Below are 14,500 nucleotides of genomic sequence, written 5' to 3'. Positions count from 1 at the left end.
TACAATATGAATGCTTTCAATAATATTCTATCGTCAATGCTGTCAAAGGGATATTTCCCAAAAGAATTGCCGCAAGCATTTACTTCAGAGAGTTTTGGTCAAAACGCTTTTTCTATAATTGAAGCGTGGCGAACGAGTGAGGTTTTTCAAACGAAGCCGGCCGGAAAGGTGCCTGGTACAGCCAAAAAAAAGAGCTCATCATTTAACTATGAATTAGCTCACGCCGATATGGAAGTCATATCTAAACCTAAGCGCGGTTATGAGCGTCGGGATATACATTTAACGCATCCAATTCCTCAGGCGTTGCTAACATACGAGATCGCAAATAATTGGCGATCCATTCAGAAATGGCTCGGGCGGCAAAAATTCTCGATAGACAAAATTAAAGTTTCTGAAAATTATCCTCGGTCAATAAAAGGCATTCAGTACAGTGTGCACCTTGCGAAGAAGGGGCACATCGAGGCAGTATCTAACTGGATTGTTAAGACAGATATATCTCGCTTCTATTCCACTATATACACTCATTCAATTCCGTGGGCGGCCTATGGGAAGGAAAGCGTCAAGTCAAATCTGAGAATGTATCAAGGATCCTTGGCCGACAGATTAGATGCATTAGTGAGAGCCAGCAATCGAAATCAAACGGTAGGAATTCCGGTTGGTCCAGAGACATCACGTGTTATTTCGGAAATCATTTCTTCGCGGATTGATGACAATTTTGGCTCGCTCGTTTCTGGTGTCGAAGAGGGTCGAGTTGATAGATTGCAGGATGATTGGCTCGTCGGCGCAGATACCTTCGAGCAGGCAGAAAACGTATTGTCAGTTATAACAAAAGTTTATAGAGAATTTGGTCTTGAAATAAACGGAAGCAAAACCACTGTAAATCGAATGATTGCTATAAGTGGAGGGGAATGGATCTCAGAAATTAACGCGTTTTTATCTCATAGATCTGGTGCGATCAAAGGTTCGCGTCTCCGTGAATTCCTATCGCTGACGCTCAGGCTCCAGGCAAAATATCCATATGAATCTGTTACGAGCTACACTCTAACGATCATAGAGTCGCAGAGAATATTTTCTGCCGATGTCGAAATCGTGGAAGCATTTCTGCTAAAAGCCGCCGTAATTTCGCCGATCTCAATGGACAGGATTTGCAGAATTATCATAAATCTGCAATTTACGTCTCATAATGTGTCAACCTCTCGGATAGGAAAAAGATTCGAGCGTTTAGCAGAAATAGCGATGGTGAATGGTAGCACCTACGAGGCTATCTGGCTTTTATATACTTTGCGCGGATTGAGAATTAGGTTAAATTCAAGGATTATTGTCGATCACATTGAGAATTATGCATCTAGTGTAGTCGCGCTCATTTTATTGGATATGCAAAGTAAGGGCTTGTGTGCGCGTGCCTTACCGAAGGACGAGTGGATCAGCCGACACGACAAGCAAGATATTTTAACAAGCTGGTCTTGGCTGCTTATGTATGAAGGCATACGCCTAGGTTGGATCCAAGATCGAAAGGCATTGATGAACGAGCCATTTTTTAGAGAAATGAGCAACCATAATGTATATTTTTATGATCAGACAAAAAACGTCAGAAACTCACGCAGTGTGATCAAAAATAACGTTAGACAACGGAAGATCGCGTCGGCGGAGGTCTCAACCTTTTTGAGAAAGATCCGAGAAATGTCCGCCGACGATTACTAACGCACTTTACAAAATGAACCGGCTCAGATCGGCGTTGGACGCCAGATCCTGAACCCGCTCGCGCACATAGGCTGCGTCGATCGGCACCGTCTCGCCGGAACGGTCTGTCGCGGTGAAGGAGATCTCGTCGATCACCCGTTCGAGAACCGTCTGGAGCCGGCGGGCACCGATGTTCTCCACCGAGGAATTCACCTCGACCGCGACCCGGGCGAGCGCGTCCACCGCGTCGTCCGTGAAGGACAGGGTCACACCCTCCGTTTCCATCAGCGCCACCGTCTGCTTGATCAGGCTCGCCTCGGTCGCGGTGAGAATCTGTTTGAAGTCGTCCACCGTCAGCGGCTGCAATTCCACGCGGATCGGCAGGCGGCCCTGCAGCTCGGGCAGGAGGTCGGACGGCTTCGAGACGTGGAAGGCGCCCGAGGCGATGAACAGGATGTGGTCCGTCTTCACCGGGCCGTGCTTGGTGGCGACCGTGGTGCCTTCGATCAACGGCAGAAGGTCGCGCTGTACGCCCTCGCGGGACACGTCGCCGGAGGACCGGCCCTCGCGGGCGCAGATCTTGTCGATCTCGTCGAGGAACACGATGCCGTTGTTCTCGACCTCGCCGATCGCCTCGCGGACCAGCGCCTCGTCGTCGACGAGCTTATCGGATTCTTCGGCCATCAGGGGCGCATAGGCGTCCCGGACCAGGATCCGGCGCGGCTTGCCGCGCTGGCCTCCAAGTGCCTTGCCGAGCATGTCGCCGATGTTGATCGCGCCCATGGAGGCCCCCGGTACACCGGGAATCTCGAACATCGGCATACCCGTGGGGGCGCCGGAGGTCAGCTCCAGCTCCACCTCCTTGTCGTCGAGCTCGCTGTTGCGGAGCTTGCGCCGGAAGCTGTCACGGGTGGCCTGGCTGGCGGTCGGCCCGACGAGGGCGTCGAGGAGGCGGTTCTCGGCCGCGGCTTCGGCCTTGGCCTTCACGCCCTCGCGCTTCACCTGCCGGGTCAGGCCGATCGCCACTTCGACGAGATCACGGATGATCTGCTCGACATCGCGGCCGACATAGCCGACCTCGGTGAACTTGGTGGCCTCGACCTTGAGGAACGGGGCGTTGGCGAGCCGGGCGAGGCGGCGGGCGATCTCGGTCTTTCCGCACCCGGTCGGCCCGATCATCAGGATGTTCTTGGGCGCGACCTCCTCGCGGAGCGGACCGATCAGCTGCTGGCGTCGCCAGCGATTGCGCAGCGCGATCGCCACGGCGCGCTTGGCGTCGTGTTGCCCGACGATGAAGCGATCGAGTTCGGACACGATCTCGCGCGGAGAGAACGTCGTCACCGCTGTGCCATCCCTGTTCCCGGCCCGAAATCGGCCCCGCGCCGGGAATGGGGTCCCGCGCGGCCCCGCGCAAGGGGGCGCCGCGTGGGCCGATAGCCGCCTCAATGCGCTGCCGGCACCGCTGCGACGTCGGGCTTGTCGTGCTGGCCGAACCGCTCGACCAGGGTCGAGCTGGCGGCGTTGAGGCCGACGACCTCAACGAGGCGCCCGCGGGCGCGGGCCTTCAGCACCACCCGGTCGAGGGCTGCGACGGCCGAGATGTCCCAGAAATGCGCCTCGTTGACGTCGATCACGAGACGCTCGACCGGCTCCAGCACGTCGATCGCCTCGGAGAACGTGCCGGCGGAGGCGAAGAACACCTGCCCGGTGATGCAGTAGGTGCGGGTCCGGCCATCGGCCGAGAGGCTGGAGGTGATCCGGTTGAGACGGGAGACCTTGCCGGCGAAGAACACGCCCGAGAGCAGCACGCCGACCAGCACGCCGATGGCAAGATCCTTCGTGGCCACGACGACCAGGACGGTGGCCAGCATCACCGCGGAGGATGGCAGCGGGTTGGTCCGCAGGCGGGCCAGGGAACGCCAGGAGAAGGTGTTGATCGAGACCATGATCATCACGGCGGTCAGGGCCGCCACGGGCACCACGGCGAGCAGATCCTGCAGCGCCACGAGGAGCAGCAGCAGGAAGGCGCCGGCCACCAGCGTCGAGAGGCGGCCGCGGGCGCCCGAGGAGACGTTGATCACCGACTGGCCGATCATCGCGCAGCCGCCCATGCCGCCGAACACCGCGGAGGCCATGTTGGCCACGCCCTGGCCCATGCATTCGCGGTTCTTGTCGCTGCCCGTGTCGGTCAGGTCATCGACGATCTGCGCGGTGAGCAGGCTCTCTAGCAGGCCGACCGCGGCCAACGTCGCCGCGTAGGGCAGCAGTATCCGCAGGGTCTCGAAGGTGAGGGGCACGTCCGGCAGGGCGAAGCTCGGCAGCGCCGAGGGCAGGGCGCCGAGATGGGCGACCGTGCGGACGTCGAGGTGGAAGATCGCGGTGATCGCCGTCAGCACCGCGATGGCGATGAGCGGGGCGGGGATCGCGCGGGTGATCCGCGGCACGCCGTAGATGATCGCCAAGCCCAGGGCGATGAGCCCGTAGGTCGCCGGCGTGACGCCGGTCAGTTCGGGCATCTGCGCCAGGAAGATCAGGATCGCCAGGGCGTTGACGAAGCCGGTCATCACCGACTGCGAGACGAACCGCATCAGCCGGCCCAACCGGAGGAGGCCGGCCAGGATCTGGATCACGCCCATCAGGATGGTGGCGGCGAAGAGGTACTGCACCCCGTGGTCGCGCACGAGCTCGACCATCACGACGGCGGTGGCGGCGGTGGCGGCCGAGATCATGGCGGGGCGGCCGCCCGCGAAGGCGATGGTGCAGGCGATGACCACGGAGGCGTAGAGGCCGACCTTCGGGTCGACGCCGGCGATGACCGAAAAGCCGATGGCCTCAGGGATCAGCGCGAGGGCGACGACGATCCCCGAGAGGGTGTCGCCGCGGATGTTGGATGTCCACGACCGGAGAAACCCAGTCTGTCCGGGTGAGCTGAGTGACATGCTTGATTCCGCACGAGCGGCGTGCCCGCGTCGCTGGCGGGTCATGGCGCGTCTCGAATGCGTGGTCCGGCGGATCGGCGGCCGGAAGAGCCACCCGGGCTTTCACCGGGTCCTTGCGAATGCGCGGACCCTAGGGGCCTGCGCGCTGCAATGCAACATCCGCGCGCGGCGGCGGGACCGTCAGGCCGCCCGGACCTGCGCCACGAAGCCCGCCACCTCGCTCCCCAGCCCGTTGGAGCGGCGGGCGATGTCGGCGGCGGCCGCCAGCACCTCCGCGGCGCTCGCGCCGGTCTCGCGGGCTGCACCCAGGACCAGCGCCATGGTCTCGGTGACGGAGCGGGTGCCGCTCGCGGCCTCCGAGACGCTGCGGGCGATTTCCTGCGTGGCCAATTGCTGCTCCTCGACGGCCGCGGCCACACCGAGGGCGATGCCGTGGACCTGCTCGATCGTGCCGCCGATCTCCTCGATCGCGGCGACGGCCTCGTGGGTCGCCGCCCGCATGGCGGCGATCTGCCCGGCGATCTCTTCGGTGGCCTTGGCGGTCTGTGTGGCCAGATCCTTGACCTCGGTGGCGACGACCGCGAAGCCGCGCCCGGCCTCGCCGGCGCGGGCGGCCTCGATCGTCGCGTTGAGCGCCAGCAGGTTGGTCTGGCCGGCAATCGTGGAGATGAGGGAGACGACCTGCCCGATGCCCTCGGCGCTGCGGGCGAGGGCCTGGACGCTCGTCCGGGTCCGCCGCGTCGCTTCGACGGCTCCCTCGGCCGCGGTGGAGGTCTGCGTGACCTGAACGCCGATCTCGCTCGCCGTCGCGGCGAGTTCCTCGGTGGCGGCGGCGACGGCCTCGACGTTGTAGGCAGTGGTCTCGGCGGCGCGGGTCACAGCCTGGGACTGCGTGCCGGCGTGATCGGCGTTGCCCGCCATGGTGGCGGCGGCGCGTTCCAAGCCGGCTGCCGCTCCGGCCAGGTGATCGACCAGCCCGCCGAGGTTGCTTTGGAACTGATCGGCGAGCCCGGCCATCTCGGAACGCTTGCGCGCCGCCGTATCGACCCGCATCCGCTCGTGCTCGTGCCGGAGGGTCTCGGCCTCGCGCATCGTGTCGCTGAAGACCTGCATGCTGGTCCAGATCGCCCCGATCTCGTCGCGCCCCGGCTTGATCGCGGGCAGGGTCAGGTCGCCGCGCGAGAGGCGCTGGATCGCCTCCGAGACCGCCCGCAGCGGCCGGGCGATCTGCCGCTGCCCGATGAGCAGGCCCAGAGCGCAGCAGATCGCGGTTCCGGCCAGCGCGAGGCCGAGGAGGAGCAGAGTCCGCGCCTGGAACAGCGCCTGGGTGTCCGACTTGATCGCCGCCATCTCGGTCCGGCCCTGCTTCACCAGGGCATCGATGCTCGCCTGGAAGACCTTGCGGTTGGCGCGGTTGGCGTCGTTGAAGCCGAGTTCGGCGGCCGCCTTGGGGCCGGTCGTGTCGCCAGCCTCCGCGAGGGCGCTGCGCAGGGTCCGGAACGCCTCGGCATTGCGCACCATGGCGTCGAAGAGCGGGCGCTCGGCCTCGGTCACCCGCGGCGCCCAGTCCGCCCGGAGCGCGTCCATCTCGGCCAGACCCTTGCGGATGCCGACGGTGTACTTGGCCGCCTCCGTCCGGTCGGCGGAGGCGTAGACGCCCCGCGAATCCATGGTCACTTCGGCGGCGAGGCGGTTGAAGTTGGCGGCGTCGAGCGCCCGGATCGAGGCGTTCTCGACGCTCGTGAGGGAATGCTCGAAGCTTCTCAGCGTCGCGACGCTGACCCCGGCCACGATCAGCGTCGTCAGGCTGCACGCGCCGACGAAGCCCAGAAGTTTTCCGCCGATTTTCATTGAGATCCAACCGCAGAGGCTCGATTGGCGCTAAAATGCCGGTTATTCGTCAAAGCCGCGTAAACTAATCGCCGTCGGCATTATTTGTTTTGACGAACGGGCCTCCGTCGCCGGAAGCCCGCTGCGCGGCACCGCTCAAGCCGCGCGGACGCTCACGAGGAACCGGTCGACCTCGGCGGTCAGCTTCTCCGATTGCCGCGAAAGCTCGGACGCCGCGTCGAGCACCTGGCCGGCCGCCATGCCGGTCTCCTCGGCGGCGCCCGCGACACCCGAGATGTTGCTCGTCACCTCGCCGGCGCCGACCGCCGCCTGCGCGACATTCCGGACGATCTCCTGCGTGGCCGCGCCCTGTTGCTCGACTGCGGCGGCGATCGAGGTGGCGACGCCACTGATCTCCCGGATCCGCTCGGTGATGCCGCCGATCGACGTCACGGCCTGACCGGTCACCGCCTGGATCTGCGCGATCTGGCCGGAAATCTCGTGGGTCGCCTTCGCGGTCTGCTCGGCCAGCGCCTTCACCTCGGCGGCGACGACGGCGAAGCCCTTGCCGGCGGCACCGGCGCGGGCGGCCTCGATGGTGGCGTTCAGCGCCAGCAGGTTGGTCTGGCCGGCGATGTTCGAGATCAGGCCGACCACGTCGCCGATCCGCGATACGGAATTGCTCAGCTCCTGGACCAGGGCGCCGGTCTGGTCGGCGTCCGAGACGGCGCGCTGCGCCAGATGGGCCGAACCGTCCACCTGCCGGCCGATTTCCTGGACCGAGGAGCCCAGCTGCTCGGCCGCCGCCGCCACCGTGTTCACGTTGGTGGCCGCCTCTTCGGCGGCTGCCGCCACCGTGGTCGACTGGCTCGACGTCTCGGAGGCGGTCGCCGACATGGTCCGCGCGGTCGCCTGCAGCTCCGTGGCCGAGGACGACACCATCCCGACGATCCCGCCCACGGCGCGATCGAAGCTGTCGGCCAGCTCGATCATGGTCCGGCGCCGCTCGGCCGCCGCCGCCGTGTCGGCGATCCGCTTGATCTCGGCATCCTCGGCCGCCTTCCTGGCGACCATGGTCTTGATTCCCTCCACGGCCCGCCCGACCGCGCCGATCTCGTCGCCGCGTCGGGCCTCCGCGATCTCGGCCTCGATCTCACCCCGGGCCATCCGCTGGAGCACCGCGACGAGCCGGCCGAGCGGGCGGGTCAGCATCGCGAAGACCAGGAACGCCAGGAGCACTGCAATGACGACGCTGGCCACGCTGCCGAGAAGACTGGCCAGATAGGCCGCGCTGAACGAGCGCCCCTGTTCGTCGCTGCGGGCCGCGAGAAGCTCCCGCTCGGCTTGGTCCGCGTCGGCAAGCTTCGCGCGCAGGGCGTCCATGGACGCCTTCCCGGCGCCGCTCGCCTCGATCTGGCGCGCCGCGTCGAGCTGGCCCGCCTCGACGAGGGCGATCTCGTTCCGGGCGATGTCGTTCGACCAAGTCGCGGCCAAGCTGTTCACGGCCGCCAGGCGCGCCTGCTGCGCCGCGTTGTCCACCGTGAGCGTCTGCGCGGTCTCCAGCGCCGTCTTGTACGCCTTCTGACCGTTGCGGAACGGCTCCAGAAATTTCGGATCGCCCGAGAGCAGGTAGCCGCGGAGCCCCGTTTCCTGGTTCAGCATCGACTGCGTCACGCCGTCGAGCGCAGAGATGACCTGGTAGGTATGCTCCGTAAGATGATTGACCCGCTCGATCGACGTTAGATGACTGTATCCGATCGCACTGATCCCAACAGTGACCGCCGCTAAGCTACCGAAGGCCGCGGTCAGTTTCGTCACGATGCGGACGTCATTAATCAATCGCATAGTTCAGCCCTCAGCGCGCATGTTGCGCGACGAATTTTGCTTATTATGGGCCGACTATGCACTTTACAGCGTGAAAATTCCCTTACCGATGCAGTCGTCGTCGTAAATCTCGGCTGGAGCTGTGCCGCGAGATGGCGGACCCGGCGCTCAAATTTCAGTGATGGATCCGGAAGCTCTCGAACGCAGTAGATCAAGCGCACGAATTTTAGCTAATATGACCGTTTTTACATCAATAAATTGATTGATCGTCGAATTTTCATTGTAAAATTTAGGATTGAGAGGATCTCATGAAGTCGGCTGGAGCCGCTTCTTTTCCTCATTGCACGCGAATACGACCTGCAGGGCAGAGCCCGCTGCGGGTGCGATGGGGATGCACCGCTTAGCCCGCCCCGGCGGGGCATGAGCGCCCCGACGATCCGGATGCGGGCGGCCACGGTGCGAGAAGCGGCGTCGATCGTACGGTGTCGACGCCGGCTCAGGCCGCAGCCGCGGGAGATCAGGCTTCGAGGGTCTCGATCACCAGATTGCCGTTCGTGTAGACGCAGATCTCCGCGGCGATCCCCATGGCGCGCCGGACGATCGCCTCTGCATCGAGGTCTCCGTCTTCCAGCGCGCGGGCGGCCGCCAGGGCGTAATTGCCGCCCGAGCCGATGGCCATGACGCCGCTTTCCGGTTCCAGAACGTCGCCCGAGCCCGACAGAAGCAGGCTGACATCGCGGTCGGCAACCAGCATCATCGCCTCGAGGCGGCGGAGGTAGCGATCCGTCCGCCAATCCTTGGTGAGTTCGACGCAGGCCCGCGTCAGCTGACCGGGATATTGCTCAAGCTTGGCTTCGAGGCGTTCGAACAGGGTGAAGGCGTCCGCCGTGGCGCCGGCGAAGCCCCCGATCACCGCGCCCTTGGCCAGGCGCCGGACCTTGCGGGCATTCCCCTTCACGATGGTCTGGCCCAGGCTGACCTGACCGTCGCCGCCGATGACGACACGGCCGCCCTTGCGCACCATCAGGATCGTGGTCGCGTGCATCTGGGGCACCGCGCCCCGGTCTTCATACCTGAATGCATCCTGGCTCAAGGTTCGGCTCCGCTCTCGATCGCGCCGAGATGGGGAGCTTCGCCGGCCGAGTCCAGCCGGAAGGGGCGGTGGGGCGCCCTCTATTCGGCCACAGGCTCGAAGCTCCGCACAGGACCCGCATCCTGCAGGATCGATTGCGCCGCGGCCTCGGCCAGGAGGGCGTAGCCGCGATCGGCCATGTGCAGCCCGTCAGCGGCGAAGAGCTGCTTGGTGGTCAGCTTACCCTCGCGCACCCAGCCGTGCATGAGATCGGCACGGCGGATCACCGGAACGTCGAGGTCGTCGCCGATGCTGCGGACCGCGTCACGGAAGCGGGAGGCGCCCGGCGTGGCTTCCAGCTTCGGGCACCATTGCGGCTCCATCAGCACCACGTCGATCCCGGCCTCGCGGATCCGGCGGATGGCCGACACGGTGGCCTCGCGGAAATGTTCGACCGAGACCCCGCGCAGCGGGTCGTTGCTGCCCGTCTGCCAGATCACGAGCTGCGGTTCGGCCGCGATAACGTCCCGGTCGAGCCGCGCCAGCATGTCGTCGACGTGCTCGCCGCCGATCCCGCGATTGATGACCGCGACGTCGATTCCGTGCAGCTTCTTGCGCAGGTCGATCTGGAGGCGGGCCGGGTAGGCGTTGGCCGGGGTCGACGCGCCGATACCCTGCGTCGAAGACGAGCCGAAGGCCACGATCTTCAGCGGTGCGCCGATGGCGATCTGACGGGCGACGTGCGGCAGGTCTGGGCTCTCACGCAGGTCGAGACCCAGCATGTCGAGCGATTCGGGCAGGAGGTCCGCATAGGCCAGAACCGCCGTCGGCAGGACCAGCAAGGCGCTGAGCAAGCCCAGACGGCGCAGCAGTTTGCGGGCGGGGAAGGCAGTGTTCAGCGACTTGGACACGGGACCGACGGCTCCGGCTCACGTGAGCGTTAGATACAGTCTGACACACGGTGCTGAAAAGAGCGGTTCCGTGCCGACCTTGAAAACACACTGAATTCGTAACGCAAAATTAGGCGGCTTTTGGGGCTGGCGACCGGCCGGCCCCCGAAACGGCGCCGACGCGACGTTTCGGCAGGATGCTGCCGCATCCGGCATGAACCATGCGACCGGTGCTGGGCGCATCTCCGTGAGGGCGGCGGAGCGCGTGGTCAGGGTTTCGGGCGCGATCCCCGACCGGCTTGAGGCCTCCATGAACCGTCCCCCGGTCGGCCGCTTGCGCATCGCGATCCTCACGCACTCGACCCATCCGCGCGGCGGCGTGGCCCACGCTCTGGCTCTCGGAGAGGCCCTGTGCCGGCTCGGCCACGAGGCGGTCGTCCACGCCCCCGATCCGACCGGACGCGGCTTCTTCCGCGCGGCGCGATGTCCGGCGATCTCGGTCGCGGCTAAGCCGGTGGGCGGATCGGCTGCCGCGCTGGTCGGTGCCCGGATCGCCGACTACCTCGCCCATTTCTCCACCCCCGCCGCCTGCGACTTCGATGTGTTTCACGCTCAATGCTGCATCAGCGGCAACGCCCTCGCCACGTTGACCCGCCGCCGCCTCATCCCGGGCTTCGTGCGCACCGTCCACCACATCGACGCGTCTACGGATGCGCAGCTTGCGCAGTGGGAGGAGCGGGCGATCCTCGATGCCGGGCGCCTGCTCTGCCTCAGCCGGACCTGGGCGGCGACGCTGGCCGTGGAATACGGCGCCCGGGCCGAGGTGGTCGGCACCGGCGTGGATAGCGCGACCTACACGCCCGATCCCGGACCGGAGGACGAGGCTCTCCGTCGAAGCCTCGGTCTCGGCGGCGGCCCGGTCTTCCTCAGCGTCGGCGGGTTCGAGGCGCGCAAGAACACGTTGGCGGTGATCGAGGCCTTCGCGGCCCTGCGTCGCGCCCATCCCGGCGCGCAGCTCGTCGTGGCCGGCGGCGCCTCGCTGCTCGACCATGCGGGATACGAGGCCCGCTGCTGCGCCGCCCTCGAGCGCGAGGGGCTCGCGGTCGGCACCGGCCGTCCGGTGATCCGCACCGGCCCGGTGGACCAGGCAGACATGCCGAGCCTCTACCGGATCGCCGATACCCTGGTGTTTCCCTCGCTCATGGAAGGCTACGGCCTGTGCGTCCTGGAGGCCATGGCCTGCGGCACGCCGGTGATCGTCTCCGCCCGTCCGCCCTTCACCGAGTATCTCGCCCCCGGCGAGGCCCTGTCGGTGAACCCGGAAGACACGGGCGCCATCGCGGCGGCCATGGAGGCGAGTCTCGAACCGGGCCGGCGGGGGCGCCTGCGCAATGCCGGCCGGGAGGTCGCCCGGGCCCATGTCTGGGACGCCTGCGCCGCGCGCCACCTGCCGACCTACGCGGAACTGGCGCCCCGGGACGCGCCGGTGCTGCCGGCCGCGACGGGGGCGGCGGCCTGGAACACCCTTCGGATCCCCCGCGATGCCTGAGATGCGTTTCCATATCCGCTGGCCGGATGGCACCCGCGAGGCCTGCTACGCGCCCTCGCTGGTGATCAAGGAGCACCTCGCGGTCGGGCAGGACTATCCCGTCGCGGAATTCGTCGCCCTGAGCCGCCTTGCCCTGGGCATCGCCAGCGCGCGCGTCCGCGCCCGCTACGGGTTTCCCTGCGGCCGCGCCGAGGCGCAGCTCGCCCGGATCGAGGAAACCGCGCGCCGGCAGGCGCCGGGAACCGTGCACGTCGAATCCTTCGAGGTCTGACGCCGGGCTTCGATCGGCCCGGCCGCGGGGCTTCGGACCCCAGGGGGACGGGAGCGCCGTCCGCGACGAACGACCTTGCGGCGAGGCGACGCAGGACGGGTGAGCGTCCCCGGCGGGTTGTCCGCAGGATCGATGGGACGAGGACAGGCGTCGGCGATGATGACCCGGATTGCGGCGGCCCTGGTCCTGGCCGCGTCACCCGCCGCGGCGCAGACGCGGCCGTCCAGCACGGCCATGACCTGCCAGCAGACGATCCGCCTCGTTCAGGCCCGGGGCGCCCTGGTCCTGGGGACCGGCGGCATGACCTACGACCGGTTCGTCCGCGACCGGTCGTTCTGCGAGCCCACCGAGATCGCCAAGCGCGCCTTCCGTCCGACCTGCGACAACCCGAACTGCCTGATCGGCTACACCTGCTACGAGCCGGGGGCCGGCGACTGGTTCGGCGCTGATTATTAGTCCGCTTACTGGTCCGCGGCGTCGTTGGAGCGCCCCGGCGGCCGTCAGCCCGCGTCCGGTGCGGCGCGCGCGGGTTCGAGGGCCACGATCACCCGGCGATCCCCCGCCCGGCGGGTGAAGCCCGTCGCGTCGAGGTGCTCCAGCAGGGGGATCGAGAACTTGCGCGAGATTCCCAGCGTGGCGCCCGCTTCCCGGGCCAGGAAGCCCATGTCGGGCGTCCCGGCCTCGGGGAAGGCCTCCACGAGGCGGGTCTTGGCGGTGGCGACCGCCTCCCGGTGGAACAGGACGGCGCGGCGCTGGACCCGGTCGACGGCGCGGATCACCGTGCCGGCGCCCACGAGGTAGGTGAGCGCTTCGCGCCGCCGCACGTCGCGTCCGATGGCCTCCGCCTCGTCGGGCGGGCTGAGTCCGGCGCGGCGGAAGACCTGTTCCAGCCGGCGGGCGGCCTCGCTCTCGTTGCGGGCCGGGTCGAACTCGGCTCGCCGCCACAGGGCGCCCGCCTGGGCGACAGCGCCCGCGGCCGCGAGGTCGCGCAGCACCGCACCGGTCACCGTCTCGGGCAGCGCCAGGGCACGGGCGAGCCGCTCCAGGGCGATCCCGTGATCCATCGGGTTGTCGCGGTGATGGTGGGCGAGGGCCGCCAGCGTGCCGCTGCGCAGGGCCGCGAAGGCTGCGGCGCCGATGTAGCGGTCGCCGATCGCGCGGGCGCCCGCTTCGGAGAGAATCTGCCGGGCGCGCTCCGGCGCGATGCCGGCGATCCGGGCGAGTTCGGTGAGGGGTGCCCCGGCCGCGCCCAGCTGACCGAGGCGGACCGTGATCGCCTCTCCGGCATGGCCTGCCGCGAGTGCGGCCAGGTCCGCCATGACCCGCGGGTCGTGGCGCCGACGGCGGCGGCTCGCCGGATCGAGGATCCGCCCGCCCGCCACCGTGACGGAGGGCGAGTCGAGCCGCAGCACGAAAGGCTCCCGTGCCGGCACGGCGACCGGTTCGCCGAGATGGAGTTGGGCCTGGGTGCTGGCGCCGGGCTCCAGGGCATCACGGTCGAGCAGGCGCAGCCGCGCCTCGACCTCGGTGGTCCCGAACAGAAGGCGACAGGCCGAGCCGCCCGCCAGGGCGTCCGCACCGGCCGCCGCGGTGATCGCCACGTCGAGCCACGCGCTCGGGGCGAGCAGGCCCGGCGGCGACAAAGCCTGCCCGCGGGCGACCTCGTCGAGGTCGATCCCGCGCAGGGCGACGGCGGTGCGGCGCCCGGGCTGGGCGCGCTCCACCGCACGTCCGTGAATCTGGAGGCCACGCACCACCGCCGTGCGGCCGCCGGGCGCGATCTCCACCGTGTCGCCGACCGCGAGCGGTCCGCGCCGCAGCGTCCCGGTGACGACGGTGCCGAATCCCGGCCGGGAGAAGACCCGGTCCACCGGAAGATACGGGAAGCCGTCGTCGCGGCCGGGCTCCGTCTCGTCCAGCAGCCCCGACAGGGCGGCCGACAGCTCCGGCAGGCCGGCGCCGGTGACGGTCGACGTGGCGATGACCGGACCGGCCGCGATCCCCGCGCGGGCGGCGGCGGCGGCGATCTCGGCCGCGCGGGCCGCCACGGTCTCGGGTGTCGCCAGGTCCGCCTTGGTCAGCGCCAGCACACCGCGGCGCACGCCGATGAGGCGGGCGATCTCCAGATGCTCCACCGTCTGCGGCTTGATGCCCTCGTGCGCGTCCACCGCCAGCAGGACGGCCCGCATGCCGGTGGCGCCGGAAATCATGGCGCGGACGAACCGCTCGTGGCCCGGCAGATCCACGAGGTCGATCTCACCGCGATCGGACGCCAGCAGCGCGAAGCCCGGCACGATGGATACGCCTCGGGCGCGCTCCTCCTTCAGCCGGTCGGTCTCGACGCCCGTGAGCGCCCGGACGAGGGCCGTCTTGCCGTGATCGACGTGCCCGATCACGCCGACGAGGAGTGTCTTCAATGCAGTCACCGACCGGACCATCTCCGCG

General features: G+C 67.0%; 11 protein-coding genes and 1 other annotated feature. Of the genes, 4 read left to right on the top strand and 7 right to left on the bottom strand.

Features of this window, described 5'->3' with window-relative positions:
* Nucleotides 1-6 precede the first annotated feature (6 nt).
* Nucleotides 7-1,701 (top strand): RNA-directed DNA polymerase, encoded by a 1,695-nt coding sequence (locus tag ABIC70_RS19200; protein WP_354440640.1) that lies wholly within the window; start codon nt 7-9, stop codon nt 1,699-1,701.
* A 6-nt stretch (nt 1,702-1,707) separates the two neighbouring features.
* Here the strand turns inward: ABIC70_RS19200 and hslU are convergent, their stop codons facing one another.
* The 6 genes from hslU to ABIC70_RS19170 form a co-directional block, all read right to left on the bottom strand.
* Nucleotides 1,708-3,021: an ATP-dependent protease ATPase subunit HslU gene (gene hslU, locus ABIC70_RS19195; RefSeq protein ID WP_354440638.1), complete on the bottom strand. Its 1,314-nt coding sequence runs from the start codon at nt 3,019-3,021 to the stop codon at nt 1,708-1,710.
* 101 nt (nt 3,022-3,122) lie between these two features.
* Nucleotides 3,123-4,619: a SulP family inorganic anion transporter gene (locus ABIC70_RS19190; RefSeq protein WP_354440636.1), complete on the bottom strand. Its 1,497-nt coding sequence runs from the start codon at nt 4,617-4,619 to the stop codon at nt 3,123-3,125.
* Between the two features lie 60 nt (nt 4,620-4,679).
* Nucleotides 4,680-4,735, bottom strand: a sequence feature (sul1 is cis-regulatory element that is thought to sense ions involved in sulfur or methionine metabolism; They are found in Alphaproteobacteria).
* Nucleotides 4,736-4,799: 64 nt separating this feature from the next.
* Nucleotides 4,800-6,470 (bottom strand): methyl-accepting chemotaxis protein, encoded by a 1,671-nt coding sequence (locus tag ABIC70_RS19185; RefSeq protein WP_354440634.1) that lies wholly within the window; start codon nt 6,468-6,470, stop codon nt 4,800-4,802.
* A gap of 135 nt (nt 6,471-6,605) precedes the next feature.
* A complete protein-coding gene (locus ABIC70_RS19180; RefSeq protein ID WP_354440632.1) occupies nt 6,606-8,294 on the bottom strand; it encodes a methyl-accepting chemotaxis protein in 1,689 nt (562 codons plus the stop codon).
* Between the two features lie 496 nt (nt 8,295-8,790).
* Nucleotides 8,791-9,318, bottom strand: coding sequence for an ATP-dependent protease subunit HslV (gene hslV, locus ABIC70_RS19175; RefSeq protein ID WP_043351688.1), 528 nt, complete (start codon nt 9,316-9,318; stop codon nt 8,791-8,793).
* 128 nt (nt 9,319-9,446) lie between these two features.
* A complete protein-coding gene (locus ABIC70_RS19170; RefSeq protein WP_043758336.1) occupies nt 9,447-10,256 on the bottom strand; it encodes an SGNH/GDSL hydrolase family protein in 810 nt (269 codons plus the stop codon).
* Nucleotides 10,257-10,545: 289 nt separating this feature from the next.
* Here ABIC70_RS19170 and ABIC70_RS19165 point away from each other — a divergent pair, with 289 nt between their 5' ends.
* From ABIC70_RS19165 to ABIC70_RS19155, 3 genes are all read left to right on the top strand, one after another.
* Entirely contained in the window at nt 10,546-11,784 is a 1,239-nt protein-coding gene (locus ABIC70_RS19165; RefSeq protein WP_043351689.1) for an MSMEG_0565 family glycosyltransferase, read from the top strand.
* Nucleotides 11,777-12,055: an MSMEG_0570 family nitrogen starvation response protein gene (locus ABIC70_RS19160; RefSeq protein WP_043351680.1), complete on the top strand. Its 279-nt coding sequence runs from the start codon at nt 11,777-11,779 to the stop codon at nt 12,053-12,055. Before ABIC70_RS19165 ends, ABIC70_RS19160 begins: the two co-directional genes overlap by 8 nt.
* A 156-nt stretch (nt 12,056-12,211) precedes the next feature.
* Nucleotides 12,212-12,511: a hypothetical protein gene (locus tag ABIC70_RS19155; protein ID WP_354440629.1), complete on the top strand. Its 300-nt coding sequence runs from the start codon at nt 12,212-12,214 to the stop codon at nt 12,509-12,511.
* A 44-nt stretch (nt 12,512-12,555) separates the two neighbouring features.
* Here ABIC70_RS19155 and selB read toward each other — a convergent pair whose 3' ends face one another.
* The gene (gene selB, locus ABIC70_RS19150; protein ID WP_354440800.1) at nt 12,556-14,493 is read right to left on the bottom strand and encodes a selenocysteine-specific translation elongation factor; all 1,938 of its coding nucleotides are present in this window, start codon (nt 14,491-14,493) and stop codon (nt 12,556-12,558) included.
* Nucleotides 14,494-14,500 lie beyond the last annotated feature (7 nt).

It is taken from the genome of Methylobacterium sp. 1973 (assembly GCF_040545035.1).
GTDB lineage: Bacteria > Pseudomonadota > Alphaproteobacteria > Rhizobiales > Beijerinckiaceae > Methylobacterium > Methylobacterium fujisawaense.
Note: the sequence above shows the minus strand (reverse complement) of the source record. Positions and strands in the feature narration are given on the sequence as shown.

Coding starts and splice junctions, on each gene's coding strand:
- ABIC70_RS19185 (WP_354440634.1), bottom strand. CDS start 6,470: ATGAAAATCGGCGGAAAACTTCTGGGCTTCGTCGGCGCGTGCAGCCTG.
- ABIC70_RS19200 (WP_354440640.1), top strand. CDS start 7: ATGAATGCTTTCAATAATATTCTATCGTCAATGCTGTCAAAGGGATAT.
- ABIC70_RS19160 (WP_043351680.1), top strand. CDS start 11,777: ATGCCTGAGATGCGTTTCCATATCCGCTGGCCGGATGGCACCCGCGAG.
- ABIC70_RS19155 (WP_354440629.1), top strand. CDS start 12,212: ATGATGACCCGGATTGCGGCGGCCCTGGTCCTGGCCGCGTCACCCGCC.
- ABIC70_RS19165 (WP_043351689.1), top strand. CDS start 10,546: ATGAACCGTCCCCCGGTCGGCCGCTTGCGCATCGCGATCCTCACGCAC.
- ABIC70_RS19190 (WP_354440636.1), bottom strand. CDS start 4,619: ATGTCACTCAGCTCACCCGGACAGACTGGGTTTCTCCGGTCGTGGACA.
- hslV (WP_043351688.1), bottom strand. CDS start 9,318: ATGCACGCGACCACGATCCTGATGGTGCGCAAGGGCGGCCGTGTCGTC.
- selB (WP_354440800.1), bottom strand. CDS start 14,493: ATGGTCCGGTCGGTGACTGCATTGAAGACACTCCTCGTCGGCGTGATC.
- ABIC70_RS19180 (WP_354440632.1), bottom strand. CDS start 8,294: ATGCGATTGATTAATGACGTCCGCATCGTGACGAAACTGACCGCGGCC.